Annotated in this window: 23 protein-coding genes and 4 pseudogenes; 7 read left to right on the forward strand and 20 right to left on the reverse strand. The window is 68.8% G+C overall.

The window, feature by feature from the left end; translation table 11 throughout:
* Positions 1-151 precede the first annotated feature (151 nt).
* Positions 152-489 (reverse strand): annotated as a pseudogene (locus IEY86_RS24245) (transposase); the annotation flags it as partial.
* Between the two features lie 1,008 nt (positions 490-1,497).
* Between IEY86_RS24245 and IEY86_RS24250 the strand changes: the two are divergent.
* Both IEY86_RS24250 and IEY86_RS24255 read left to right on the forward strand, forming a co-directional pair.
* Positions 1,498-1,887: a hypothetical protein gene (locus tag IEY86_RS24250; RefSeq protein WP_189133958.1), complete on the forward strand. Its 390-nt coding sequence runs from the start codon at positions 1,498-1,500 to the stop codon at positions 1,885-1,887.
* 11 nt (positions 1,888-1,898) lie between these two features.
* Complete coding sequence (locus IEY86_RS24255; RefSeq protein ID WP_189133959.1) at positions 1,899-2,069, forward strand: hypothetical protein; 171 nt, start codon at positions 1,899-1,901, stop codon at positions 2,067-2,069.
* 132 nt (positions 2,070-2,201) lie between these two features.
* Here the strand turns inward: IEY86_RS24255 and IEY86_RS38155 are convergent.
* From IEY86_RS38155 to IEY86_RS24295, 8 genes and pseudogenes are all read right to left on the reverse strand, one after another.
* Positions 2,202-2,369 (reverse strand): annotated as a pseudogene (locus IEY86_RS38155) (transposase); the annotation flags it as partial.
* 185 nt (positions 2,370-2,554) lie between these two features.
* Entirely contained in the window at positions 2,555-3,562 is a 1,008-nt protein-coding gene (locus IEY86_RS24265; protein ID WP_189133960.1) for a hypothetical protein, read from the reverse strand.
* A 478-nt stretch (positions 3,563-4,040) separates the two neighbouring features.
* Positions 4,041-4,814, reverse strand: a complete 774-nt coding sequence (locus tag IEY86_RS24270; RefSeq protein ID WP_189133961.1) for an SDR family NAD(P)-dependent oxidoreductase — start codon at positions 4,812-4,814, stop codon at positions 4,041-4,043.
* 14 nt (positions 4,815-4,828) lie between these two features.
* Entirely contained in the window at positions 4,829-5,926 is a 1,098-nt protein-coding gene (gene coaE / locus IEY86_RS24275) for a dephospho-CoA kinase (protein ID WP_189133962.1), read from the reverse strand.
* Between the two features lie 140 nt (positions 5,927-6,066).
* Positions 6,067-6,405 (reverse strand): nucleoside triphosphate pyrophosphohydrolase family protein, encoded by a 339-nt coding sequence (locus IEY86_RS24280; protein ID WP_189133963.1) that lies wholly within the window; start codon positions 6,403-6,405, stop codon positions 6,067-6,069.
* Entirely contained in the window at positions 6,398-7,288 is an 891-nt protein-coding gene (locus IEY86_RS24285; RefSeq protein WP_189133964.1) for a radical SAM enzyme, Cfr family protein, read from the reverse strand. The genes IEY86_RS24280 and IEY86_RS24285 overlap by 8 nt, the downstream gene beginning before the upstream one ends.
* A 238-nt stretch (positions 7,289-7,526) precedes the next feature.
* A complete protein-coding gene (locus IEY86_RS24290; protein ID WP_189133965.1) occupies positions 7,527-8,153 on the reverse strand; it encodes a nucleoside/nucleotide kinase family protein in 627 nt (208 codons plus the stop codon).
* Positions 8,150-9,034, reverse strand: a complete 885-nt coding sequence (locus tag IEY86_RS24295) for a nucleoside phosphorylase (RefSeq protein ID WP_189133966.1) — start codon at positions 9,032-9,034, stop codon at positions 8,150-8,152. Before IEY86_RS24295 ends, IEY86_RS24290 begins: the two co-directional genes overlap by 4 nt.
* A gap of 221 nt (positions 9,035-9,255) precedes the next feature.
* Between IEY86_RS24295 and IEY86_RS24300 the strand changes: the two genes are divergently transcribed.
* Complete coding sequence (locus IEY86_RS24300; protein WP_189133967.1) at positions 9,256-9,435, forward strand: hypothetical protein; 180 nt, start codon at positions 9,256-9,258, stop codon at positions 9,433-9,435.
* Between the two features lie 210 nt (positions 9,436-9,645).
* Here IEY86_RS24300 and IEY86_RS24305 read toward each other — a convergent pair whose 3' ends face one another.
* A complete protein-coding gene (locus IEY86_RS24305; RefSeq protein ID WP_189133968.1) occupies positions 9,646-10,233 on the reverse strand; it encodes a hypothetical protein in 588 nt (195 codons plus the stop codon).
* A 775-nt stretch (positions 10,234-11,008) separates the two neighbouring features.
* Here IEY86_RS24305 and IEY86_RS38160 point away from each other — a divergent pair.
* Positions 11,009-11,875 carry a three-helix bundle dimerization domain-containing protein gene (locus IEY86_RS38160; RefSeq protein ID WP_373287085.1) on the forward strand — a complete coding sequence of 289 codons (867 nt, stop codon included), beginning with the start codon at positions 11,009-11,011 and terminating at the stop codon, positions 11,873-11,875.
* Here IEY86_RS38160 and IEY86_RS24310 read toward each other — a convergent pair.
* Together IEY86_RS24310 and IEY86_RS38165 are read right to left on the reverse strand one after the other, a co-directional pair.
* Entirely contained in the window at positions 11,778-12,098 is a 321-nt protein-coding gene (locus tag IEY86_RS24310) for a hypothetical protein (protein ID WP_189133969.1), read from the reverse strand. The genes IEY86_RS38160 and IEY86_RS24310 overlap by 98 nt on opposite strands.
* Positions 12,099-12,262: 164 nt before the next feature.
* Positions 12,263-12,627, reverse strand: a pseudogene (locus IEY86_RS38165) (pentapeptide repeat-containing protein); the annotation flags it as partial.
* 139 nt (positions 12,628-12,766) lie between these two features.
* Here IEY86_RS38165 and IEY86_RS38170 point away from each other — a divergent pair.
* Complete coding sequence (locus tag IEY86_RS38170; RefSeq protein WP_373287087.1) at positions 12,767-13,093, forward strand: group II intron maturase-specific domain-containing protein; 327 nt, start codon at positions 12,767-12,769, stop codon at positions 13,091-13,093.
* 24 nt (positions 13,094-13,117) lie between these two features.
* On the opposite strand, the gene IEY86_RS24325 is transcribed toward IEY86_RS38170, so the two are convergent.
* The gene (locus tag IEY86_RS24325; protein ID WP_189133971.1) at positions 13,118-14,191 is read right to left on the reverse strand and encodes a S1 family peptidase; all 1,074 of its coding nucleotides are present in this window, start codon (positions 14,189-14,191) and stop codon (positions 13,118-13,120) included.
* A 508-nt stretch (positions 14,192-14,699) separates the two neighbouring features.
* Between IEY86_RS24325 and IEY86_RS24330 the strand changes: the two are divergent.
* Positions 14,700-15,472, forward strand: a pseudogene (locus IEY86_RS24330) (IS5 family transposase); the annotation flags it as partial.
* Positions 15,473-15,720: 248 nt separating this feature from the next.
* On the opposite strand, the gene IEY86_RS24335 reads toward IEY86_RS24330, so the two are convergent.
* The 7 genes from IEY86_RS24335 to IEY86_RS24365 form a co-directional block, all read right to left on the reverse strand.
* Positions 15,721-16,902, reverse strand: a complete 1,182-nt coding sequence (locus IEY86_RS24335; protein ID WP_189133972.1) for a CaiB/BaiF CoA transferase family protein — start codon at positions 16,900-16,902, stop codon at positions 15,721-15,723.
* Between the two features lie 89 nt (positions 16,903-16,991).
* The gene (locus tag IEY86_RS24340) at positions 16,992-18,614 is read right to left on the reverse strand and encodes a class I adenylate-forming enzyme family protein (protein ID WP_229698712.1); all 1,623 of its coding nucleotides are present in this window, start codon (positions 18,612-18,614) and stop codon (positions 16,992-16,994) included.
* A 59-nt stretch (positions 18,615-18,673) separates the two neighbouring features.
* The gene (locus tag IEY86_RS24345) at positions 18,674-19,537 is read right to left on the reverse strand and encodes a carbohydrate ABC transporter permease (protein WP_189133973.1); all 864 of its coding nucleotides are present in this window, start codon (positions 19,535-19,537) and stop codon (positions 18,674-18,676) included.
* The gene (locus IEY86_RS24350) at positions 19,534-20,502 is read right to left on the reverse strand and encodes a carbohydrate ABC transporter permease (protein WP_189133974.1); all 969 of its coding nucleotides are present in this window, start codon (positions 20,500-20,502) and stop codon (positions 19,534-19,536) included. The genes IEY86_RS24345 and IEY86_RS24350 overlap by 4 nt, the downstream gene beginning before the upstream one ends.
* A gap of 31 nt (positions 20,503-20,533) precedes the next feature.
* The gene (locus tag IEY86_RS24355) at positions 20,534-21,787 is read right to left on the reverse strand and encodes an ABC transporter substrate-binding protein (protein ID WP_189133975.1); all 1,254 of its coding nucleotides are present in this window, start codon (positions 21,785-21,787) and stop codon (positions 20,534-20,536) included.
* A gap of 188 nt (positions 21,788-21,975) precedes the next feature.
* Positions 21,976-23,010 carry an aldose 1-epimerase family protein gene (locus tag IEY86_RS24360; RefSeq protein ID WP_189133976.1) on the reverse strand — a complete coding sequence of 345 codons (1,035 nt, stop codon included), beginning with the start codon at positions 23,008-23,010 and terminating at the stop codon, positions 21,976-21,978.
* On the reverse strand, positions 23,007-24,017 hold the full coding sequence (locus IEY86_RS24365; protein ID WP_189133977.1) for a LacI family DNA-binding transcriptional regulator: 1,011 nt from the start codon (positions 24,015-24,017) through the stop codon (positions 23,007-23,009). The genes IEY86_RS24360 and IEY86_RS24365 overlap by 4 nt, the downstream gene beginning before the upstream one ends.
* 141 nt (positions 24,018-24,158) lie before the next feature.
* Between IEY86_RS24365 and IEY86_RS24370 the strand changes: the two genes are divergently transcribed.
* A complete protein-coding gene (locus IEY86_RS24370) occupies positions 24,159-24,941 on the forward strand; it encodes an SDR family NAD(P)-dependent oxidoreductase (RefSeq protein ID WP_189133978.1) in 783 nt (260 codons plus the stop codon).
* The last annotated feature ends 25 nt before the right edge of the window (positions 24,942-24,966 follow it).

Consider the following 24,966-nt stretch of genomic DNA (forward strand, 5'->3'; position numbering starts at 1 on the left):
GAGCGGTGGTCGTGTCCGTCCCGGCGACGGACGCTCGGGGAGACGGGGTGGGGAAGCGTTTGGCTTCCTCGCTCGCGAGTGATGTGGACCACAATGAGGTCATGGGGGGTGCCTCTACGTCCTTCCGCCGGGCCCGGGCTGGCCGTGCGCCGGCTGCTTCGGGGGCCCGTGACTCATGGAAGGCGCCGTCGCGGAGCACGGCGAACAGGACGCTGATGCGGTGGCGGGCGAGGCGGAGCAGTGCCTGGGTGCGGGTCTTTCCCCGGCCCCGCATGTGTCGTAGCAGGCGCGGGAGGCGGGGTCGTGCAGGGCGGCGAACGCGGAGAGGAACACGGCTCGTTCGAGCTGTCGGTTTCCGCCTCTGGGGGCGTGTTCACCGAGGATCGAGGTCCCCGAGGACTTCGTGGCTGGGGCGAGGCCGGCGTAGGAGGCGAGCTGGGCGGCGGTGGGGAAGCTGGTTCCGTCGCCGACGGTGACCAGCAGGACTGGTGTCGGCGGTGCGGGCAGCCGCTGCGCTGTCGAGTTCGCCGAGCACCCGGCCCGCGACCTCGGCGTACAGCCGCCGCGGAGTACGCCGACCTCGGCGGCCAGTACTTCCTGGAACGCACCGGCCGCCGCGCCCGGCAGATCCGATGCCTGGTAAGCCGGCTCAACCAGCTTGGCCGCCAAGTCACACTCCGGACAGTTGAGGCTGCCTGAGCTGCGGTAACGGACACGGGGTCGGGGGTTGTCGTATCAGGGCAATGCGGTTGCGTTGCCGGGACGCCACATTCGATCTCGATCACAGCCATTGAGGCTGGGGCCGCACGGCCTGGAACGTGAGGAAGGAGCGGGCATGAGCCAGGGTGGGGAGACGGACGAGCTGGTCGCGGGAACCGACGACGCCGCACCGGAGGAACCGACCTCCCCTCACTTCGAGGTGTTCCTCTGCGGTGACGGCCCCGCCGCCATCGCCGGCGAACCCGTGCCGCTGGAGGAAGGAGCCACGGTCGACACCGCGATCCTCGGTGATGCTGGGCGGCAGGGGATCGAGCGACGGGGACGAGACCCGACCCGCCCGCGCCGTCGGCGTGACAAGCCCGAGTCCTTCGGCCGGGCCCGAGGAACCGGCGACGACCGCGTCCTTGTCCCCGTCCCCTGGGCAGGATGCCGTCGCCCAGCGCCTCTGCCACCAAGCCGAACCCGAAGCCGATCCCGAAGCCGAAAAGCACTCCGAAGGTCACGAGGTCACGCCGACCGCGAAGGGCGGCGGCGGGGGCACCGTGCCCGTGACCGCCAAGCCTCCGCGCGCCCCCGCTTCGCTGGGACGACTCCCTGCCGGGCGCCGCCTTCTACCCCGGCGGCATCCCACCAGATGAAGCGCGAAGCGGCCTTCCCGATCGACGAGGAGCTCGAGCAGGCCGTTCGCGACCACCAGCGGCACGTCCTGCAACGCCGGCCCCAGGCACCGGCGTCCTCTCCCCCCGGCCGCACGCGAACGCCTCGGGGAAACTGCCCATGTCCGACAGCAGCTACCGGCAGATGCTCCGCCGCTGGCCGGCGACCTGCGACATCCGCGACGAGCACGGCAGGTCCGTCCGTGTGACGCCCCATCAGTGGCGTCACACCTTCGCCTGCCGGCTGATCAACCGTGACACCTGCCCGGTCCTCCTCACCGGGCCTGCCCGTCGCCGGTCCGGGGCAACCCGCCGACGGGCAATCTCCGCCCTGCGGCGGATGGACACCCCCGGCGCCGCGATCACCTTCGAGACCGTCGCCCGCGAAGCGGGCGTCTCGCGGTCCTGGCTCTGCAACCAGCCGGACCTCAGAGCCGAGATCGAACGCCTCCGGGCTCGCCACCACATCCCCGCGGCGCGGCCGGTTCCCGACCGGCAAGCGGGCCTGTGACGCCTCCCTGCTTGCGACGCCCGGAGGCTGCCACCAAGCGCAACCAACAACTGGAAGCCGAGAACAGGGAGTTGCGAGAGGCACCCGCCCCCGCTCTCGGGGAACGGCGCACCGCCGACCTGCCGGACCGCCCCGGCGACACGCCGAAGAAGAAGTCTTCCACCGTCATCGGGCCCTGCTGAAGGGACCGTCGAGGACACCGTCCACCACACATCGCCCCAGGTCAGCAGACCGCAAGTCGCGCCGACTCAAGACAACGGCCGGGCACCTTCTTGCCCGCGTCGCAGCCGCGTGAGGACGCCGGGACCGTGGCCGTCCACCATCTGCCGGTGGCAGTACCCCTCCGGCCGCCCGCCGCGGCCCTCCAGCCACGGCGGGACCGGCATCGCGTCCCGCACGACCGCCCACTCCGCGTCCGACATGTCCGAGGGGTACCGCGGCTCACGGTCCGGACGCCCGCCCGCATTCCCGACCGCCCGCATTCCCGAACCGATGCGCGAGGCATCACACGACTGGGCAACCGAGTTGGACTCCACCGGCATGACAGCGGGAGACCGCGACACAGGGCCTCCTGACCCCAACGAGCGGGTCGGGAGGCCCCACCCATCGCCGCCCCCACCGCGCAGAAATCACTGGGACCCTGCCCTGAGCGGGGATTCTTACCTGGTCACCTGGCAGGTGCCGAAGTAGTGCTGCTGGAAGGCTTGAGTATCGACGGCGGGAGCGACGGCGAGGACGACTGGCGCTGCTCATTGCTCCCGGACCGACCAAGCTCTGTGGTATTCGCCGACTGTGTGAACCCGGGGTAGTCCCTCTGGATCGTCGTCAACAGGGACTCCGCGATCTGCTGCTTCGAGAACCCGCCCTGGAAGAGCTTGTTCGACGCGTCCGGCATTACCGGCGGGAACCCGTTCTCCATGAGCATCTTGGGTAGCAGGATGTGATTGTTGACCCTGCGATTGTAATCGGTGAAGGGGTGCACGATCTGCAATGTGCGGATCTGCTTCCCGATCGCCTGCAATTTCTCCTCGTCGTTCTTGGACTGCGCCGCCTCGTCGTAGTAGCGCTCGAATGATTTTTCCACCAGCCCCTGCACCTGGTCGGCCTGGTAGTTCGTCTTCAGGATCGCCTGGGCTTGGGGATTGGATCGGTCGAGGATAGTTATCGGATCCGGCATGCGAGAGTGGCTCACTCCTGCCGAGAAGTATTCCTGTACGTCGAGCAGAAGCTCCCGATCGCTCAGCAACTCCTCCTTGGGAGAGGAGCTGGCCTGATCACCCCGCAGCGGGAACTCGGTGACACCGTTTCCCGACCACTGGGTCGCTGCGGCATCCGTCAGGTGCTCGGCAGCCTTCCAGTGCATCTCCTCGTATGCTTTCGCGTCCATTCGCGCCGACATTGCCTCCGGCGAGTCCAGGAATTTCTGGTATGCCTCTTGCATGCTCTGCTGGTATCCCGGCGACGGATCGACGGGGTCATTGTCGTAGTATCCCCCGGGATTCTCCGGAAATCTTTCCTGTGCCGCCTCGTGGTGTATTGGATCGATGTACAGCTTCCACCACTGGTCTTGCGGAAGATATGTGGAAAGGTGCGCCGGTTCGCCGCCCACGCTGCTTGATGAGGGAGCGTGGAGGCGCGCCGCCTGCGAGACCGTGATGTCCGAGGGCGTGGTCATCGCGTGCCCTCCCAAAACGCATGCCCGATCCGGGACCGGGTCGTCTGCCGTGTCTGTGGAGCGCCCATGTAGGACTGCCCAGGTACGCCGTTCATGTCCTGCCTCTCGCCTGGTGTGTTTTCCATCCGGAGGAACCGTGCAGGTACAACACGGACCGGGGCCGGCCTTGGTTCATCATGCTGCGCTCATTCGGCGATGGTGTCCCTTGTGGCGGTGCAGGCGATCAATCGTCCGCAGCCGTTCGGCCTGTTGGGGTCGGTGCGGCGCTTGATCTCGCGGTCGATCATCCCGGCTTTGGCGAGGGCATCCTTCGTAGGTCCGGATGAGGGGGAGGTCCGTCGCGGTGTCGGCGGGGTTGACGTTGACGTCGTGCTCGCCGGGCCGTGGGGGTCGAAGACCCCGCACACCAGGCCGGAAAGCGGGTGAGCCTGTCACAGCCGGGCGGTGACACCCCGGCTGTCCCGTCGGCGCATCCTGTTCACTCGGGCAGGAGCCGGTCAGCGATCGCGTATCCGCCGTCGACCGGCAACGCGACACCGGTGACGAAGTCGGAAGCGCTCCCGGCCAGGAACACCGCAGCTCCGACGAGATCACCCGGTTCTCCCCAACGCCCCGCCGGAGTCTTGCGGCGGACGCGTTCGCCCCGTTCCGTGGCGGGTACCCCTTGGGTGATGTCGGTTTCGTACCAGCCCGGCAGGATCGCGTTCACTTGGATGCCGTGGACGCCGAGTTCCACTGCCATGGCCCGGGTCAGGCCGAGGATTCCCGTTTTCGCGGCGGCATAGTTGACGAAGCCCGGCGGGCCGTAAAGGGAGTACATCGATCCGATGTTGACGATCTTTCCCCCCTCACCACCCTGCACCATGGCCCTGGCTGCGTACTTGGCACACAGAAAGGAACCGGTCAGGTGCGTGTCGACGACGACGTTCCAGTCGTCGAGGGACATGTCGAGCAAGGAGGCGGCCCGGAAGTTGCCGGCATTGTTCATGAGCACATCGAGGCGCCCAAAACGCTCGACGACCGAGGCGACGGCGCAAGAGACAGCCGACTCGTCGCGGACGTCGAGACGGATGATGCTGTCGGCACCGCCGAATTCCGCCTCGACGCCCCGGTTCTTTGCCCGGTCCCGCCCTGTGATGACCACGGTGGCGCCCGCGCCTTTCAGGCCCAGGGCCAGGGCCTTGCCAATCCCGCCGTTGCCGCCGGTGACCAGCGCGACCCTTCCAGTAAGGGAAAACAAGCCCTGCGTCATCGTCCACGCTCCCGTCACTGCTGTGGATGCCGGACGGGCGCAGGCTCGGGGCCGTGCCAACCGGTCTGTGTGGCCCACTGCTCCATGCGCGAGTAGGCGATCGCGAACCAGGGATCCTTGGCGGCACCATATCGAGTGGTATCGGCGTCCGACGCGAACCGGCGGGCGAGCGTCCGCTTGATCGACAGATACTCCTCTCGGATCTGCGGGTCGGCTCGCAACCAGTCGCGGAACAGCAATGCGAAACGCCACCCGGCCGTGCCGTAAGGCCGGATGTGGACGTTGGCCGGGCGGCCCGGATCGGCCGACTTGTGATAGCGCTTCCTCCACTGCGCCGGATTGGTGACCGCTCCGTGGGCCTGGTTGGTGCCGATGCCAGGGTGGAAGATCAGGCCGGCGTCGGTGAGAGCAGGGGACATGGCGATCGCGTCGTCCAGGCTGGGCACGCTCACCTGGAGGTCGATGACATCCTTGGCGGACAGGCCAGGAATCGCGGTGGAGCCGATGTGGTCGACACGCAGCGCCCGTTCGCCGGCAGCGGATTGGATCCGAGCCGCCAGACGCGCAGCCTGTTCGGGCCACGTCGGGTCGGGTGGGACGAGGCGGGGTGGACCGTAAAGGGCCATGCGCCCCCATCGCATGTTCGACTCGAAGCGGGCAAGGCGCTCCGCCCACAGTGCGTCAATCGAGGCCCAGAGCTTATCGGCAGGGCCGCTGTTGTCGACAACGACATCCACTGCGGCTCGGGGCGCGGCATCGCATTCCTCACCGAGGATCCTGGAGATCTTGATCCGGGCTGCTTCAACCGACAGCTCTTGGTCTTTCACCAAGCGCTCCACGCGTCGGACACGATCGTCGGCGGGAGCGTCGATGTAAACCACCAGGTGATACATCGACGCCGCGCCGCGGCCGATGCCTGGCGGAGCATCTTCCACCAGGACGGCGGCTGCCTCGTGGTTGGCATCAGTGGCCGTCAGACGGCTGGTGCCATGCTCGGCGACCTGGCATCCGAAGCATTCATGACCGGTCAGCATGGCTCCGTGCTCGATAAGCCGACGGGCCGCCGTTGACTTTCCGGCGCCGATTTCTCCAGTGACACCAACGCGCAGCATACGGAAATGTTACTGGCCTTCGCTGACGGATGTCCTGATCGAGATCAGCCAGTGCAGGGACAGGCCCACGCCGATCCCTTCGTTCCCGTGCACAGGGGCACGGCGACTCGAATGCGATGGGGTGATGCCCTGCGGTCGCCTCATTGCGGCGCCACGCGGGGCGGCGGGTCACTCGTGGCGGTACTCGGAAAACCGTTCGGGTATCGGATCCGCAACTTCTCCACGTTGGCCGCGGCAACGTCGTGCAGAGAGATCCCGAGGACGCCGGCAAGGTGCGCCAGGTACCAGAGGACGTCTCCCAGTTCCGCCGCAAGGGCCTCGCGGTCGAGGGGCTCGCCGTGAAACGCGTGCTTCTTCACCAGCTCCGCGGCCTCTCCCGCCTCCCCGCAGAGCCCGATCGCCCCGAGCAGTAGGTCGTCCCGCTCCGAGAGTCCGTGGATGGCGGTCCGCCGGGTCTCGATCTGGTAGCGATCAAGCATGGTCGAGGTCGGACTCGGCCAAGAACATGCCGCAGGACGCCTTGACGTCGAAGCCGACGCGGGGGATCACCTTCACCCGGCTGCCCGGCAGGGATCGTTCCATGATCGCGGCATTCCGGCGCACGATCTCCTCGGCCGGCTCGCGGCCGACGCGCGGAGAGTGCGGGTTGTACCGCACCACGTTGACATCCACACGTAGCCGCACGCTGTTCACCATCGCGCAGATTTTCTCCACGCTCGCCTCGGAATCGTTCTCCCCCTCGATGAAGGCAAAGTGGAGTACCGGTATCTTGCGGGTCTTCAGCTGATAGTCTTTCAGGCTCGCGAGCGCGCTCTCAGGCTCCATGGCCTTGGGTAGCCACCGATGGCGGAACGTCGGGTCGACCGAGTAGATCGAATAGTAGATGTCAGGGCTGTGCCCGCCGAATAACCCTGCTAAGCCCGCAACGGAGGAGAGCTCCTTGGGGAATATTGTGGAGAACTTCACCCGAGGTATGAGCCGACGGCGGGTGGCCTCACCGCAGAGCCGCTCCACGAGTTCGGTCCCGTTCGCCAGGACATGCTGGTTGGCGAACGGCTCGCCACGTGCCATGAAATTGAAGTGAACCACCTCGGCCGACGCAGCATTCCCGTCGTACCAGGAAAGCACCTCGGCTGCCTGGCCCACGATCTCGTCGATACTCAGGTCATCGGCGTGGACCTGGCCGGTCTGGGTCAGATGGCACATGCGGCAGGCTTTTCGGCAGCCCGTCTGCGATGACACGTAAACGATGAAGTAGTCCGCCTCGCGCCTTACGTACCGCGCCTCGATCATTCCACCGGACTTGCCGGGAGATACGAAGTTCCTCGATGCGTCGATCTTGCTCTCAAGGACCGTAACCATGATCACCTCTCCTTGAGCCTCGTCTGCGCCGCTGTCGGACGGTAGCAGCGGCATTACATACCGTCAATCAGTCCCCGGGCGCATTCCAGCCAGACAATGGTCACGGCTGCGCGGAGAGGCGAGAACACTCGGCTGATCACCAACGTGTCCTCACCAACGTGTCCCCAGAGCCTTGCCCCCGGACTCGTGCGACCTCGAAGTCTCCTCCTCGGCCCCGGAGTCGTGTTGCCGCGAAGGCTCAGTCGATCACATGGGCATCGCGCAGTGCGGAAAGCAGCCGCGCGGCGGCGGCGTCGGGACTGGAGATCTCCTGCACGAACGGCAGGACAGGAACACCGAAGGCGCCGCCCAACGTCTCGGCAGCAGCCACGAAGTGGCGCTGTGCATGAAATGCCTGAGAAACGCCCCACTCACTGTCAAAAATCCTGCTCCGCTTGTTCAGGAAGTGTCGCCATACGTCCTCACTCAGCTGGAACGAGACAATCACGTCGGCAGTCGGAAGCAGCTCCCAGTCGCGCTCGGCGATTTCCTGGTAGAGATCGAAATAAGGATCGCGTGGCGACAGGAACCAATCCATGCCTTCGGCACCCAGAAGGTGACGGCAGATCTTGTCGTAGTAGGTATCGAGGACGGCGACCCTCCCCTGGTCGCGCTCGCGGACGGCCCGGTAATACAACGGCACGCGCATAGCCCGGAACCACGTGAGCGCGGTGAATCCGCCCGCGCTGCTGGGGTCGGTCACGGCGGGCGGCCAGTCCTCGGGTTCCATCAGCGCCACACCTCGCATGCGGGCGGCAAGCGCCTCGCAGACCGTGCTCTTACCCGCACCGGGAAGCCCGACGAAGGCGATGAACGCTCCCGTCATGTCGGCCCCTGACGTGCCAACCGATCGGCCACGAGGAGGGCGGAGTCCGCCGCGACGTCAACCAGTAGCTCCCGCACCTCGGTCGCACGTTTCCAGTCGCGGCTCTGCCATGCCTCTCCGCTCAGGTCATCGCCGGCATAAAGGAGTTGACCGAACCTGACACAGCGAAAAGCTGCAACCGCGATCAGGGCCGAAGCCTCCATCTCGACAGTCAGGCAGCCTTGGCCACGTCGGCGGGCCACGCGGGCCGGCGTTTCCCGGAAGATGCCGTCCGTGGTCCAGGTCCGCCCCGCCAGATGCGGCAGATTGCGGCGAGCCAATACGGCAGCGGCGAGTTTCGCCACTTCGGGGTCTGCCTGCACCTCGCGGCTCGGTGGCAGATAGTGGTACGACGCCCCCTCATCACGAATGGCCGAGGTGACCGTGACGACATGGTGTCCCATGGGAAGAGACGACTGCAACGCTCCAGCCCCGCCGCAGGCAACGATGCTGCGGCATCCCACCGCAATGGCCAGCTCCAGTGAGTAACTCGCCAGCGCGGCGCCCATGCCCGGATAGAAGACGGCCAATCGCTGGCCGCGATGTTCCACCTCCCAAAGCGGTTGTCCGCTTGGCAACTGCAGAAGAGGGCGTCCACGGCCCTTCATCTGCGCGACCATCTCGGGAAAGAAACACGCGACAGCGGCGGCGGGGGCGCAGACCGTGCGCTTGGGCGCCGAACCGGCCGCCGACTCCTGGACACATGGGCCGACCGCCCCTGGCCCGCCCGCAGTGGGGGCCGGCGCGGATGCCCAGTACGCCGCGGATTCCGCAGGCTCGAGCAGAGCTGCCCGGTCATGATCGAACTCCAACAAAGGCACCTGGTCGGCAGCATGGTCCACAGCCGCATCCTGTCATGCCGCAGGTGTCCGGTACGGCGGTTTCGGCATGTGTCAATGGGGGTCTTCGAACTGGAGCGGTGCGGATGGATCGGCAGCGGCCTGACCAACTGTCACGGCGGGGTAGTGGCTGCGGTGGTTTGATGCCCCCGATACAAGATGCCTGTGGCCGTAGGTGATCATGGCTGTTCTCCACGCAGAACGGTCACCCGGGGGCCCCGGGCTTGGACAACTCCACGACAGTGCTGCTCGATCTGGACGGCTTGGCCGTCACCTCGGTCGCCGCCTCCGTCTGGACCCCGGCCGTCAATGCCGACGGCCAGATCCGCGACGAAGCCTGGGTCGCCGAACGTGGCGGACTCGCGCTGTCGGCCCAACGGCAGGCGGGAAAGCACGAGCGGTGAGTTGGAAGAACTCGCTTCCAAAGCAATGGGCACCCCGCGTCACCGGCCAGACCGCGCACGACCCGGCATCGCGCGGACATGCCGCGACCCGCTGCCCGGTGGCCTGCCGGGAGCGGGTCGGGACGGAGTTGCGCGGCCGGGGTCCGGCCGACCCCGCCGTCCGTGCCCGGCGGCGGGGTGTTACCTGAGCGGAACAGGCTCGACGGGCGGTTACGGCTCTCCGACTGCCCGGGGCGTGAAGCCCGGCGGCTCCGGGGCCGGACTCCCGGTACCTGTCGGCGGATCGGGCTGCTGCGGGGGCTCGGTACCTGCCGGCGGCTGCTGCGGGGGCTCGGTACCTGCCGGCGGCTTGGGCTGCTGCGGGGGGTCGGTACCTGCCGGCGGCTGCTGCGGGGGCTCGGTACCTGCCGGCGGCTTGGGCTGCTGCGGGGGCTCGGTACCTGTCGGCGGATCGGGCTGAACATCGGTGTCCGAGCTGATGGTGTTGCCCGCGTCGGGGAGGGACTTCGGGTCCGCGGTACGCCCGAGCGGAGCGCAGTCCGACTCCTTCTGCTGGACCTGGATCTTGCGGATGACCGCCTCGCGGTTGGCGATGCGCGCAGCCGAGTTGGTGTCCGGGTTCGCCTTCTGGTCGGCGATGAACCGCTGGTTTTTGTTGAGGGCGGCTGCCAGGCCGTCGCAGGTCACGGACGCGTGGCTGGTGCCCGTGGTCGCGATGGCGACACCGCCGACCATGGCGGCGGCGCCGACAAGCACGATGATCTTCTGCTTCCCGCTGGCTCTTCGCTTTCGCGTCACTCGGAGTCTCCTGTCGTCGTTTCTCGACCGCGGTCGGGTTCGATCCGCGTGACCTGGAGTACGTCGGGAAAGCGGATCCTTCTCAATGGCGTAACCACTTCAATGAAATCCGGCCTGCCGCGCCCCCCCGCACCTTCACTTGCGCCTGCGCATCTGCCCTGCTCAGTAGGCCTTTTCGGGACTCACCACGGCTGGACTTCCCTCGTCTGCCGCCCTGCCCGTGCCCGTAGTGGAGGTGCTGGGGGAGTTGGGTGCGGTGGGGCGGCGGCTCGGGAAGCGGGGCCGCTGCGCTGTGCCTGCCCCCGGCCCGGTCGGTGCGGGCCGGGCCGGGTGGCACGGCGGCGGAAGCTCGTGGGCTTCCCGCTGGGGAGGTGTGCCTGCCCCGTTCGTCCTGTCCCGGTGGTCCGGGGGCGGTGGTTGTGGAAGCTGTCCATGGGGGCGTGGGTGGTGCGGTGTGGAGTGAAGGGTGCTGAGGTGGATCACGGCTGCTGTGAGAGTCGGCGTCGGCCTGACTGCCCCGCCCCGGGCGAGCAGCGTCTCCACCTCAGCGGGCGGCGGGGCGGTACCCGTCGGCACCTGAAAAGGGATGACGCCATGGCCACGAGCGACCGGCCTCCTGCGCTGCGCCACGGTGCCCGTCACGCGGGTGCGGGAGCCCGCCGCCGCGCGCAACTGGGTACCCCTGGGGCCGGGGACCGTGCGGCACGCGCGTGCAAGACCGAGGGGGAGGCGCTGCGCCATGTGGCGCGGCGCCTGAAGGCGTCCATTCCCGCCGGTGGCCGCGGAGGCCGTCGATGCCGTGGTCGGCACGGCGTACGAGGCGCTGCGCGATTCGCGGATGCGGGCCTACGTTCCGATCCTGGTCGAGCGCCTGGCCAGGAACGCCCTTGCCATCGGCGACGGGCAGCACCAAAGCCCGACGGCAGCGGCCCGCCCCCCGGGGCGCGGTCACGCTGGTGTCGCAGCGGCGCGGGGGGCGGTGGGCCCTTGCGGGCGGGTACGGGGGATCCCCGACCGCCGGGGCCCATTGCGCAGCGTAGAGCGCACCGAACATCTTGGGCGTGGGATACGCGGTGCGTGGGCGTGGGATACGCGCTGCGTTTCGGACACGGCTTGCGCAGTGGCACACACCGTGGCCTTCGTGATGACTCCCCGGCCCCCAGCAGGACGCTTCCTCCCTGGTCCAGGACAGGATTTGAGGCATGGTCGGGCACCTGACACTCTCCCCTGGGGGAGGGGAGGACTGGGAATGGTGGTGGTGTTCGGCAGGTCAGGGGCGAGTGCCGGGCGGGCGCTGCGCTGTGCTTCTCGAGAGCCCGCGGCGGCACCACGCCCCGGGGGAGAGCGCGGGACTGGTGGTTCAGCGGCCGCTAGGCCGCCCGGGGCGCGGTGGGTGCGCGGGATTGCCGACCGACCGCGGGGGCCCACGGGCGCGCCCCCCCCGGGGCCGCCGCGCGCATCTCCCCGCCGGACCCACCGGCCGCTGCCCTCCGGCCGTACCAAAGCGCACGCGAGGTCGCCCCAGGAGAGGCAATGCTCAAGCGCTATTCGCGTGCTGCCTCCCACACGCTGCGCCCGGCTGCCCTCTTCAACTGGTCAAGCGCGGCCTGGAGTTGCTCCTGTGTCGGTGTCCCCGTGGTGAGGCTCTCCGTGGCCAGGCTCTCCATGCCTGTGCTCTCCGTGCCGATGGTCCCCGCGGCCGCGCCCTCGGTGTCGTCGGCGAAGGCGGTACCGCCACCCAGGACAGTCAGAGCTGCGCCTGCGGTCAGGGCGAGGCGCAGGCGGGGTGGGCGAGAGCGTCGGGGACGTCGGTGGGTGCCGGTAGGGCGCGCAAGGATGCCTTCTGCACGGTGCTCAGAACTCATTGCCTGTACCTCTGCTCAGGTGTGGCTGCGGACGGCGGGGACGCGGCGTCGCTGACCGCGTCACACCTCGGAATCCCATACATCCGACATCGAGGCTAAAGACCAAAAGCACCGGAAGCACCGCCCAGCGAGATCCTTAGGCTCCTCTTAATGCAGCCTTCACCGGTGGGGGCGTCGTCGGCGAGACCGGCCAGGGCGTGCACGCCGCCCAGGCGTACCGCGGCGGAATCCTGGCCGAGTTGGGAGACGGCGGTGGTGAAGCGCTCGGTGCGCAGGCGGGTGGCATCGCGCAGGGCGCCGTCCTCATCGACCCGCTGACGCCGGTGGGCCACGACCAGGGCGACCAGGGCGCCGGCCCCGGCGACCACGCCGAAGGAGAGTTTCACCAGGCCGAAAAGCGTCTGCGAGGTGAGCCGCCGTTCGGGTTGGAGGCCCTGGGCGCCGAGCAGGTCTCACCCGGCGATGAGGCGGCGGCCACGGCGGTCGCCGCGGTGAAGGCCAGAGCGAGGACGGTGCCGACAGGCCACAGACGTAAGCCGCGTCGTTAGGCCCGGCGACGGCGCCTGTGCAGGTTCGAGGTCACACACCGCCCCGGACTCCCGGACTGCCGCCAAGCAGATCCGGGTGCACGTCCGCCACTGGCGACTGCACCTGGCAGTGAGACGGCTCTGGAGCGGCTCGCCCGGGGGATCAACCCGGTCGTGCGGGGCTGGATCAACTGCTTCGGACGGTTCCACCCGTCCGCATTGCTCTCCACCCTCAACCGCATCAACGACTATCTCGTGCGGTGGCGGGTCCGCAAGTACAAGCGGTTCAAGCGGAAGGGAGCCAGAGCGCGAGAGGCCCTGAGCCGTCACGCCGGACAGTTCCCCGGACTCTTCGCCCACTCTCGTCAAGCCATGACCATGCACGACTGGACGATGGGAGGCACGACTGGACGATGGGAGCCGTGCAGGCCGAGAGGTTTGCGCACGGTTCTGAGAGCCGGGGAGTGAAATCCTCCCCGGCTACTCATCCGATCATTCCGTGGACTTGATGAAAATCGTGTCCGAATCGGCCAGGGCGGTGTCGATGGGCTGGTAGTAGTCGATGTCGCCGGGGCCCTGCCCCTCCGTCCCCCCGCTGACCATGCCCTGGGCTATGACGAAGCCTTCCTTGTTCGGGTCGAACTGGTAGACCGCTCCGCCGCTGTCCCCGTGGTCGTCGACGAGCGCGGCCTTGGACATGCCTGTGAGGGTGTGGCCGTCGCCGTACGTGACTGTCACGTCGTGGGCGGTGATCGGCCCGCAGGTCTGACCGGTTCTGTGTCCGGACTTGCAGATCTGGGTGCCCACCGGTGCCCGGCCGTAGCCCGAGATCTTCGCGTAGGCGCCGTTGTACAGGTTGACCTGGGTGGTCGGACGGGGGGCGGCGATGTCGTCCACGTGGATGGTGCCCCAGTCCATCGGGCCGTACTTGTGGCTGACGCTACCGCCGATGTGCAGGAGTTTGTGGTACCACAGGTGGCCGCCCGAGTCGAGGCAGTGACCTGCCGTCATCAGCAGGTCCGCGCCGCTCCTGTCCTGGACCCACCACCCCAGAGAACAGGATGAGAAGTTCCCCGAGGTGATCTCATCGCCGTCCTGCATCCCGTAGTTGGGAGCCATCTTCCCCTTCACGGACCGGACCTTCACCGCGGCTCCGAGCCTTCGGACCTCCGCGAGAAACGCCTTGGTCTGCGGACGACCACGCAGGGACTTGGCCACCTCGACCGTGACCACATTCCGGGGAACATCGATGTACCAGGCCACCCCGCGCGGCGCATGCCGCTTGGCGAACCCGTCGACCGAGCCCTTGACGGCCTCCAGGTCGTTCGTGGAGCGAGTGACCAGGCGGGACTCGGTGTTCGCAGCGTCGATCGCGGCCGCACGCTGCCGGTTGGTGACCGCCACCAGCAGCCTGCCGCTCTTCTGGTCGATCCAACTCCCCGCACTCCAACTCGGCTTCAACGTCTTGTCCAACTTCGTGGCCGTGCGCGCAAGCTCGGACTGCCGCACCAGCCGGGTCCTGGCCTCCTCCACACTCAGGTTCTGCGCCTTCGCATAAGCCGCCATCACCCTGTCCGCAGGCTTCGCGCCGGGCGCAGGGGGACCGGCACTGGCGTACTGCAGCCCACCCACGGCCAGCGCCGCGCCACCGGCCACCGCCAGCACCGCACCCCAACGCCGCCGCGAATTGAAACGTAAGGACATCGAAATCACCACTCTCCAGCGGGTAGAAGACCCCAGCTCTTGGTTCGGGAGTCTCACCCCCATGGACACGGCAGCACCCCCCGCCCAGTTCAAAGCGAACGCGATACCGACCCAGGCCGGAAACGACGACCAAGGCGGCCGCGGAAGACCTCAGCGGCCAACACCGAGACACCGCGCAACTGGATCCGGGCTGACGACCGACGACACCCCGGAGCACACCCCCCGACACCTACGGCTGCGCCGGACCAGGCCACGGGCCCGGTGGAAGCAGAGCCCGCCGCCGCGCGGAAGAGGATCCGCGAGCTGGAGGTGGAGCGCGACATTCTGCGCAAGGCGGCCCGGTATTTCGCAGGGGAGACGCGCTGGTGACCTGCTGTTGGTGCCGGAGGGTTTGTGGGAGCTGTTCCAGCGCGTGCTGCCGCCGCCACCGGAGCGGCCGCAGGGCGGAGGCCGTCGACGGTCGCACGGTGACCGGGAGGTCCTGGCAGCGATTGTGTTCGTGGCCACGTCGGGCTGCACATGGAACCAATTGCCCCCTGGGTCCGGACCCTCGGGTGTCACTGCGTTCCGGCGCCTCGCCGAGTGGTCCCGGGCCCGTGTCCGGGCCAGGCTCCATCGCCTCGTACTCGACAAACTCGGCGGGCCAGGGCGAGCTGGACTGGTCACGGTTCGCCATCGACTCCGTCAGTGTCCGAGCGGTCAAGGGGGGCCGTTGACGGGACCGGATCCGACCGACCGTGGCAGGAGCGGATCGGAAATGCACCTCATCGTGGACCGCAACGGCTTGCCTCTCTCCGGGGGATCTCCGGCGCCAACGTCCACGACAGCCAGGCCTTCCAACCGCTCGTCCGCGGGATACCACCCATCCGCTTCCGCCGCGGACCCTGCCGACGCCGCTCGGCAAAGCTCCACGGCGACACGGGATACGACTGTCCTCACCTGCGGGGATGGCTGCGACTGCGGGGCATCACTCCCGCATAGCCTGTCGCGGAGTCGAGAACTTCCAACGCCTTGGCCGGCATCGGTGGGTCCCGTGGAACGCACATCGCCTGGCTCAGCGGATGCAGACGCCTGCACCGTCGCTACGAAGGCAAGGCCGATCGTTTCCTGGCCTTCACCGTGATCGCGGCCACACTCATCTGCTGGTCGGCCATGGTTGCCGCACTCCCCGGTGGACGACTCGCGCGGGAGCCCGGAACGGGCTGTGTCCCGGCCCCCTGCCGGGGAGGATGCCCGCGCCCGCCTGGGCGGGAGGGGCCCGCGGTGCGCCGCGCGGCATGCGTTGGATCACCGTGCCCCACTCTCCGGCGGGCGCATCGCCGTCGTGGTCATGGTCATGGTCATCCGGCCTCTCCGGTCGACGTCGGCGTTCGGCGTTCGGCGTTCGGGGATCAGTCGCCGGCGTGCAGCAGGGTGGCCAGTTCCGCCTCGGACAGCACCTCGCTCAGCACCTCTTGGGTGTGCTCGCCCACGCGCGGCGGCGCCGCCCGGAGCTGCCAGGGTGTCTCGGAGAGCCGGATGTGGCAGCCGACGAGCCTCAATTCCCCGGCGTCGGGATGGTCGACGGTGACGAGGAGATCGGTGCCGTCCGCGCCGTCCGCGGAGCTGAGTTCGTCGACGGCTTCCTTGGTGGTGCGGACAGGCGATGCCCATAGGCCCTCGGGGAGGAGCAGGTCGAGCCAGCCCTGTGTCGGCCTGGTGGCGATGAGGGCGTCGAGTTCGACCTTGATCTCGTCCCGGGCGGCCCAGGGGTCCAGTTCGGCGATGCGAGGCAGCGTGAGTACGTCGGCCAGGCGCGGCATGGGTGACATCGCGAGCGCGAGCCAGCCGTCCGCCGTCCGGTAGATCCCGTACGGGGCCGACAGCCAGGGCTGTGCGATCCCGGCCCTCGACCGCTCCCAGGTGGCGTCCTGGTTCAACATCGCCGAGATCTCCTGGCACTGCAGCGCGATCGCTGTGGAGTACAGGTCCACTTCGACACGCTGGCCGATCCCCTGGCGCTCCTTGGCGAGCAGTGCCGCGAGGATGCCGCTCGCCAGGCTCAGGGCGGTCGATGCGTCCACCACCGCTGTCCCCGCGGGCGTCGGCGGATCCTCGCGCCGCCCACCGTTGCCGGCCAGCCCTGACATGGCCTGGATGAGGAGATCCTGTCCGGGTCGGTTCTCCCGGGCGAAGGACGTGTCCTGCCCCCAACCGGAGCCGGAGCAGTAGACGATGTCCGGTTTCAAGGCGCGGAAGTCCTCGTACGCCAGACCGAGTCGGGCCATGACACCCGGGCGGAAGTTCTCCACGACCACGTCACACGTGGCACCCAGCTTGAGCAGGGCCTGCCGGGCACACGGGTCTTTCAGGTCCAGCGCGACCGACCGCTTGTTCCGGTTCATCGCGAGGAAGGCGGCGGAACCCGCTGCGGTGAGTCCGCCCATCATCTCCAGAGCGCGTTCCCACTCGCCCTCCGGGCGTTCGACCTTGATCACGTCCGCACCGAGGTCGCCGAGCAGCTGTGTGCCCCAGGGGCCCAGCATCATCTGGGTGAAGTCGAGGACGCGGATTCCGTCCAGCGCGCCAGTCATGGTTCTCCTTCGTTCGTCTGTCGTGTTCGTTCGTCTGTCGTGTTCGAGGGCGTCTGCCCGTGCCCCCGGGCGGCCGTGCCCGCGCGGCGTCACCCGTCGCACTGCCGCGGTGCTCGCACGGGCCAGTACAGGTCACGCACCTGGCGCCGACTGACCTTCCCGGTGCCGGTCCGCGGCAGGCGGTCCGCGAATTCGACGTACACCGGCTTCTTGAAGCCGGCGAGGCTCGAGCGGCAGACGTCGACGATGTCGGAAGCCTCGATGCGATGTCCTGCCTCGGTGACGACCACGGCCGCCACGGCCTCCCCCCACCGCGGGTGGGGTACGCCCACGACGACGGCCTCCTGGACGCCGTCCAGTGACTCGATGACCCGCTCGACCTCCCCGGGGTACACGTTGAAGCCGCCGGAGATGACCACATCGCGGCTGCGGTCCACGATGCGGAGGTAGCCCTCGTCGTCGACGAAGCCGACATCGCCGGTGGAGAACCAGCCGTCCCGGAGCACGGCCGATGTCTGTTCGGGGGCGTTCCAGTAACCCCGCATCACCGGGCCGCCGCGGACGTGGATCTCTCCCGCGCCGTCCGGGCGGACGGGGCCGGGGACCACCTTGACGTCCACGCAGGGGCACAGGCGCCCGGCGGAGGCCAGGCGGCCCGGCAGCGGGCGGCCCGGTTGGTGGCGGTGGTCGCGTGCGGACAGTACCGACAGTGGCGCCAGTGCCTCGCTCAGCCCGTAGAACTGGTAGAGCACCTCCCCGAACACCTCGTGCGCGCGGGCCGCCGCGGCAGGCCCGATCGACGCACCGCCGTACGGGATGGCCCGTACGCTGCCGAGGTCGTAGGCGCCGGCCGCCGCGGCGGCGGTGAGCTCCTTGAGCATGGTGGGAACGAGCGGCACGGTGGTGGCCCTGTGCCGCTCGATCGTGCGCAGCGTCTCCATGGGGTCGAACCGCCGCAGGATCACCGCCGCCGCTCCGCGCAGGGTGCAGGCGGAGCCGACCGACCCTCCGAAGTGGCTCATCGGTGCGGTGTGGAGCACCACGTCGCCGGGACCCATGGGCGGAAGCTGCGCGCAGTACTCCGCGAGCATCCCCACCCAGGCGCGGTGGGTGACCATCGCCCCCTTGGGCCGACCGGTGGTTCCCGAGGTGTACAGCAGCGCGGCGATGTCGTCGGGATCGGCCCCCGCGTCCCAGGCCCGGCCGTCGAGGCCGGATCGGAGCATTTCGGCGTAGGTCGTGTCAGTGCCGGTCCCCGCGGTGGGGGTGACCAGCGCGGCGAGTTCGGGAAGGTCCGCGCGCCTGCCGGAGAGGATCGCGGCAGCCGCTGCCTCGCATACGACGACACGGGCGCCGCAGTCCTGAGCCACGAAGGCGATCTCCGCCGGGTGCAGCCGGGCACTCACCGCCACGCGGACCAGACCGCAGACGAAGACCGCGTGCTCCAGCGCCATCAGTTCGGCGCTGTTCTCCAGCGCGAGGACGACGCGGTCTCCGCGACGGCACCCCAATGCGGCCAGGGCCCGGGTCAGGCGCCGGACTGTGCCTGCGAGTTCGGCGAAGGACACCGACCCCTGGGGTGTCAGCACCGCGGGTTGCGTCGCATACCGCTCGTGGGCGCGGCGCACGAGGTCGGCCACGGTGACCTCGTCGGCCCCCGGCATGTCGTCGGCCCCGGTCGTCCGGCAGGCCACCTCGTCGGCCGCGGGCATCGGCTCCTGGGGGGGTGCAGCTGCCGCCGGTATCCCGCCGACGGGTGTGCGACGGCGCCTCATCCCTTGACCGCCCCCACCGTGAGCCCGGCGACGAAGTGGCGCTGGACGGCGACGAAGAGCGCCATGATCGGTAGCAGCAGCAGCGTCGACGCCGCCATGAGCTGGCCCCACTGGACGGTGTACTGCCCCATGTATCCGAGGACGCCGAGTGGCAGGGTGCGCTTGGCCTCGTCCGTGAGGAAGACCAGCGCGAACATGAAGTCCTGCCATGCGGTGAAGAACACGAACGCCGCCGTGGCGGCGATGCCCGGCCGGGCGAGCGGGACGATCACCGTGAGGAAGGCACGGAAGGAGCTGAGCCCGTCGGCCTGCGCCGCCTCTTCCAGCTCGGCCGGGATCGCGGCGATGAAGCCGTGCAGCAGCCACATGGCCACCGGCAAGGTGAAGGTCAGATACACCACCACCAGGCCCGCGTAGCTGTTGAGCAGGCCCAGCTCCTCGGCCGAGCGGTAGAGAGGCACCAGGAGCACCGCCTGCGGCAGCAACTGGGAGACGAGCACGACGACCAGGACACTGTGCCGCATCCGGCCGCTCGGACGGCTCAGGGTGTACGAGGCGAGCAGCGCCAGCGCCACGCAGAGCAGGGTGGCGCCTGTGCAGACCAGCAGGCTGTTGCCCATGAAGCGCAGGAACGTAGGGTCCAGCGCCGCGCCGAAGTTTTCGAACGTCGGGTGGTGCGGGATCCAGTGCGGCGGCGAGGTGAACACCTCGTCGCGAGGCTTGAGAGCGGTGACGACCATCCACAGCACCGGGCCGAGCACGAACGCGGCCAGCAGAGCGGCGGCGGCGTAGACACCGGCCCCGGACATCAGACGGTTGGACCGGCCGCGTCCGGCCGGCGTCGCGGTCGCACTCGTCATCGCAGACCTCCCACGCGGTTCAGCTGCCGCAGGTACAGCGCCGTGAACACGCTGAGTACAAGGACGGACACCACGCCGTACGCGGCGGCCACCCCGTAGTTGACCTCGCTGAACGCCTGCCGGTAGACAACGGTGGGGAAGATCTCCGTCGACACGCCCGGACCTCCCTTGGTCATCACGTAGACGAGGTCGAAGTAGTTGAACGTCCACACCATGGTCAGCAGGACGGTGGTCCGCATGGTGGAGGCCATCGACGGCAGCGTCACATGCCAGAACTCGCGCCACCGGCCGGCGCCGTCGATCCGCGCCGCGTCCCGCATGTCCTGGGGCACGTTCTGGTAGGCGGCCATGTACATCACCGTGGAGAGCGGGAAGCCCTTCCAGACCGCCGCGACGCAGACGGCGAACAGCGCCGTCCCGGTCGCGCCCAGCCACGCCGGATTCCCGCCCATCGGGCCGATGCCCCCGAGCAGGTTGTTCAACGGGCCCAGATACGGGTCGTAGACGAGCTTCCACAGCACACCGGCGATGATCCCGGGCATCACCCAGGGAACGATGACGACGGCGCGTAGTGCCGTGCGGCCCCGGAAGCGCTTGCTCAGCAGGATCGCCGCCGCCAGGCCGAGGACGAACTGCAGGGAGACGACCACGGCGGTCCAGATCACGGAGTTGCGCACCACGGCCCAGAACTCGTCCGCGCTGAGCAGGGCGGAGAAGTTGTCCAAGCCCACATAGACCGTCTCCGGCTGGATGAAGGTGCTGCGCATGACGCTGGTGCGCAGCGTCTCCACCAGCGGGTAGCCGACGAGCATCGCGAGCAGGGCCAGCGGGGGCACGAGGCAGGCGGCCCGCAGCAGCGACTCCTTGCGGGCGTGCCGACCGCGCGGGTGCCGCGACGCGTGGGACCCTTCGCCCTTGTTGGCGCGCCGGACGACGGCGCCGGGGCGACGAGCCGCCGACGCCATTGATTGGTCGTGCTGCCTCAGTAGCATTGCGTCAGCCCTGCTTCAAGGCGTTCGCCATCTTGTCCGCGCCGTCGCGCAGCGCCGTGGCGGGCGAGGTCCCGCCGAGGATGGACTGGATGGTTTCCTGCTGGATCAGGCTGAGCTTGGGGTAGACGGGGATGAGCGGGCGCGGGCGGCCGTTCTCGAGGGTCTTCAGGACGGCCTCGGGCTGCTTGCGTTCGGCTTTGACGAATTCCTCGCCGGCGCTCTTGAGCGCCGGGATCAGCGAGTTGACCGCCTTCTGGTTCTCCGGCGTGGACAGCTCGTCGATGAAGTCGAAGGCCAGGTCGGCGTTGCCGGCCTTCTTGCTCACGGCCATGTTGAATCCGCCGAGCGTGCCGACGAAGGACTTGCCCTCGGGCGCGGGCGGTACCGCGATACGCCAGTCGAACTTCGCGGACTTGCGCATGGTGTCCTGCTGCCACGAACCGTCCAGCAGCATCGCCGCCTTGCCCGCGGTGAACTGGCCCACTGCGTCCTGCTCACAGACGCCTGCCGTGCCGGACGGGGCGGACTTCGACAGGGTGCGGTACTGCTCGAGAGCGGCGCGGTTCTCGGGGGAGTCGAAGACGATCTTGTCGCCGTCCGCAAGGCCGCCGCTGTTGGAGAACATCAGTGAGTCGGTGACTACCACGGATCCCTCGTCCTTGCACCCGATGAGGGCGATGCCGAACTGCTTCGGCGGATGGTGGAGCTTCTTCGCGTCCGCAACCCACTGGTCCCAGGTGGTCGGAGGCTTGTCCGGGTCGAGTCCCGCCTTGCGGAACAGGTCAGCGTTGTAATACAGCTGCTCCCAGACGTCGAAGTTGAGTGGCACTCCCCAGGTCTTGCCTTGGTAGACGTTGGAATCCCAGGCGCCGGTGAAGAAGTCCTTCTGCTTGACGTTCCTCGCCTTGGCGATGTGATCGTCGAGGGGTGTGATCAGGCCACCGGCCGCGAATTCCGACGTCCAGATCTGGTCCAGCGCCAGGATGTCGGGCCCGGTGCCGCCCTTCATGGCCACGAGGACCTTGTCGCGGTACTGCGCGTAGGGGAAGGTCGTCACCTTGACCTTGGTCCCCGGGTGCTCCTTCTGGAACTTCTCGACGATCGGCTTGTAGGCGGCGCCGACATCCTTGCTCGACTGCTGCATGTCCCAGATCTCCAGGGTCGAGGGGGCGTGCGACCCCGACGCGCCGGACGACCCGCAGGCGCTGAGGCTCAGCAGCCCCGCAACGAGCGCGAATGCGCCAGTCCTTCTCATCATTGAACCTCCACGGTTGCCCCAGCGGCACGAGCGGGTGTGCAGCGACTCCTCACCGGGAGGTAAAACGATTGCCTTCGGGTACGTCCCATGTCAAGGGATTGAACAACCGATTTACCAAGACCTTCCGCCGACCGCGCGGCCTCGGTTCCAGGGGGCCGGTATGTGCCGCTGCCCCGCGCTCGGCGGGACTACATGGCTCGCCCGACCTCGCCGACGCCGAACACCAGCCGGTAGACCCGCCGTTCACCTGGGGCGAGCACCGGGAGCACGCCCGCCTCCCGCGCGCGGGCCCGGCCCTCGATCACGGGGCAGTTCGCCGGTTCGACACCGAGCACGTAGGCGCCCTCGCCGAGCATCTTCCACTGGAAGAGCCACGGCAGCTGCCCGCTGTCCAGCTCGAGTCGCAGTTCGAGCCCAAGGCGCTCGTTGACGAGCCGGACCTGCACCGCGGAATCGGGAGGCAGGTCATGCCGGAACACCTGCTCGCGCCAGTCCGGAAGGGGCGGGCCGAAGGTGTGCCACGCCGTCAAACCCCGCTGGGCGTCGCCGTCACGGGCGGTCACCGCACCGCCGGGAACCTGGAGGACGGCCCCTTCGTCCAGGAGCGGCCACCCCAGATTCACATGGTAGAGAATCATGTGCGGGGCTGCCGAGAAGCCCTCGTTGACCACGGTGTCGAGCAGTTCGATGCTGTTGGAGCCCAATGCGGTCCTGATCGTGCGGTGCAGGACGAGGTTCTCCCCGAACAGCCGGCTCTGCCTCAGCTGCCCCCGCACCGCCAGCCCGTACCGGCCGTCTGCGGTCGGGCAGGCCGAGGTGGACACCTCGGTGGCCGCGTGGGCCCCGATCCGTCCGTGCAGTCCGAAGCTGTCGCCGCCGTCCTCGCACGCGGAGCCGAAGTGGTCGAGCCCGCATGTCGCGAGGAGTCCCCCGCGGAAGCCGCGCAGCCAGTCGGCTGCCCCCGCCCCGGAGGAGACCGCGGGACCGGTGTCCCTCGGCGCGGCCCAGGCCAGCGGTACCCCCCGGTAGGTGACCGCGCCGATGTCCAGGCACCTGTCGGGATGGATGTCGAACTCGAGCCCGCCACCGGTGACCACGCGGTAGCGGCGGGCCCCACGGGCGTCCCCGTCCGCCTCGACGAGCTGATCGACGCGCGCCAGCTGCCGAAGGTCGCCAACCCGCCGCCGGACATCGGCCAGGGTGAGGCCGTTGAGGTGGTTCACGGCGCCCGTCCCACCCGTCCCGGGGGCGCGCACGAGCCCCGTTCGATCAGCTCGGGTGCGGGACTGCGGACGATCTCATGCCGGGCGGCACTCCCGTCGAGCTGCTCGAGCAGCAGCTCGACCGCCCGGGAACCCATCGCGCGCAGGGGCAGCCGCACTGTGGTCAGCGGCGGCGTGAGGTGGGCGGCGAAGGGCAGGTCGTGGAAGCCGATGAGGGAGATGTCCCCGGGGATGGACAGCCCCGCCTGCCGCAAAGCCGTGGCCGCACCCACCGCGGACAGAGCGTTGCCGGCGAACACGGCGGTCGGCCGTATCTCTGAGCGGAGCAGCTGCCGCATACCCTCGAAGCCCGCCTCGATCGTGTGCCCGCCGCCGGCCAGCAGCTCCGGCTCCTCCGCCATGCCGGCGGCCCGCAGCGCCGATCGCCAGCCTCGCACGCGCGCCTGGGAACGCGAACGCGGCCCGTCGACAGCGAGGTGGCCGATGCGGGAGTGTCCCAGGCCGATGAGGTGCTCCGTCGCCAGCCGCGCGGCGGTCTCGTCGTCGAGCGCCACACTGGACAGTGGGCCTCGCGTCCGGTCGTTCAGTAAGATCGTGCACAGGCGGCCCGAGGCGATCTTCGCGACCATCGCGTCCGCGTTGTTGCCCGCGCGCTGGAGCAGCAGCCCGTCGATCAGCCTGCTGCCGATGAGGTTGCGGAAGCTCGCGTCGTCGCTGGCCAGGGCGTCGGCGTCGGCGAGCATCAGTGTGTAACCGGCCTCCGTCGCCGCACGCTGCACCCCGGCGACGATCTCGCTGTAGATCGGATTGCTCACGTCGTGCACGGCGAGGCCGAGCACGCCGACCCGGGCGCGGCGCAGCGCTCTCGCGGCGTGGTTCGGTGTGTACGAGAGCTCTTCCGCGGCTGCGAGGACCCGCTGCCGGGTCTCGTCACGAATCCGCAGATTGGCGTCCGCGTTGAACACCCGCGATACCACGCCCGGCGACACGCCTGCCCTGCGTGCCACCTCACCGATCGTTGTCAAGACACGCCCCCATCTCCCGGCCGCTGGTTCCACCGCTTGACTCTAGTGCCAACCGATGCATCATGGTAAAACGATTTTCGGCACATGTAGCCCCGTCGTGCTCGATCAACTTCGGAAGGTCCCATGCAGCGGTTCACAGGGAAGGTCGCCATCGTGACCGGCGCGGCAGCCGGAATCGGCCGCGCCACAGCGGTACGCCTGAGCGAGGAGGGAGCCGCAGTCGCGGTTTCCGACATCGACGCCGACGGCGCCGCCGCCGTGGCGGAAGAGATTGCGCAGCGTGGGGGGCGGGCTCTCGCGGTACAGGCCGACATGGCCGAAGCCGACGCGGTCAGGCGGCTGGTCCAGGCGTGCGTCTCCCGCCTCGACGGACTTCATGTGCTCGTCAACAACGTCGGCGTCGCGATCGCCGGCAGCGTCACGGACATCAGCGAGGACGACTGGGACCGGGCCTTCGTCGTCAACCTGCGCGGTATGTGGCTCGCGATGAAGTACTCCATCCCCCATCTGCGCGAGCGCGGGGGCTCCATCGTCAACATGTCCAGTTGCCAGGCGCTCCTGGGATTCCCCGGCTGGGCCGCCTATGCCGCCACGAAGGGAGCGGTCATCTCGCTCACGCGGCAGGCCGCGGTCGAGTACGCCCATCAGGGAATCCGCGTCAACGCGGTGGCCCCGGGAACGATCATGACGCCGATGAACGAGCGCATCTTCCAGCAGGCGCCGGATCCGCAGGCGCTCATCGCCGACTGGTCGTCGCAGCACGCGCTCGGGCGGTTCGGGCAGCCCGAGGAAGTCGCCGCCAACATCGCCTTCCTGGCCTCCGACGACGCCTCGTTCGTGACCGGCATGTGCCTGCCGGTCGACGGCGGCATGAGCGTCCTGGGTTCCCGAACCGAGGCGGCGTGAACGCCCCGCGCCTGCGTGGTCTGTG

The organism is Wenjunlia tyrosinilytica, assembly GCF_014646055.1.
GTDB classification, from domain to species: domain Bacteria; phylum Actinomycetota; class Actinomycetes; order Streptomycetales; family Streptomycetaceae; genus Wenjunlia; species Wenjunlia tyrosinilytica.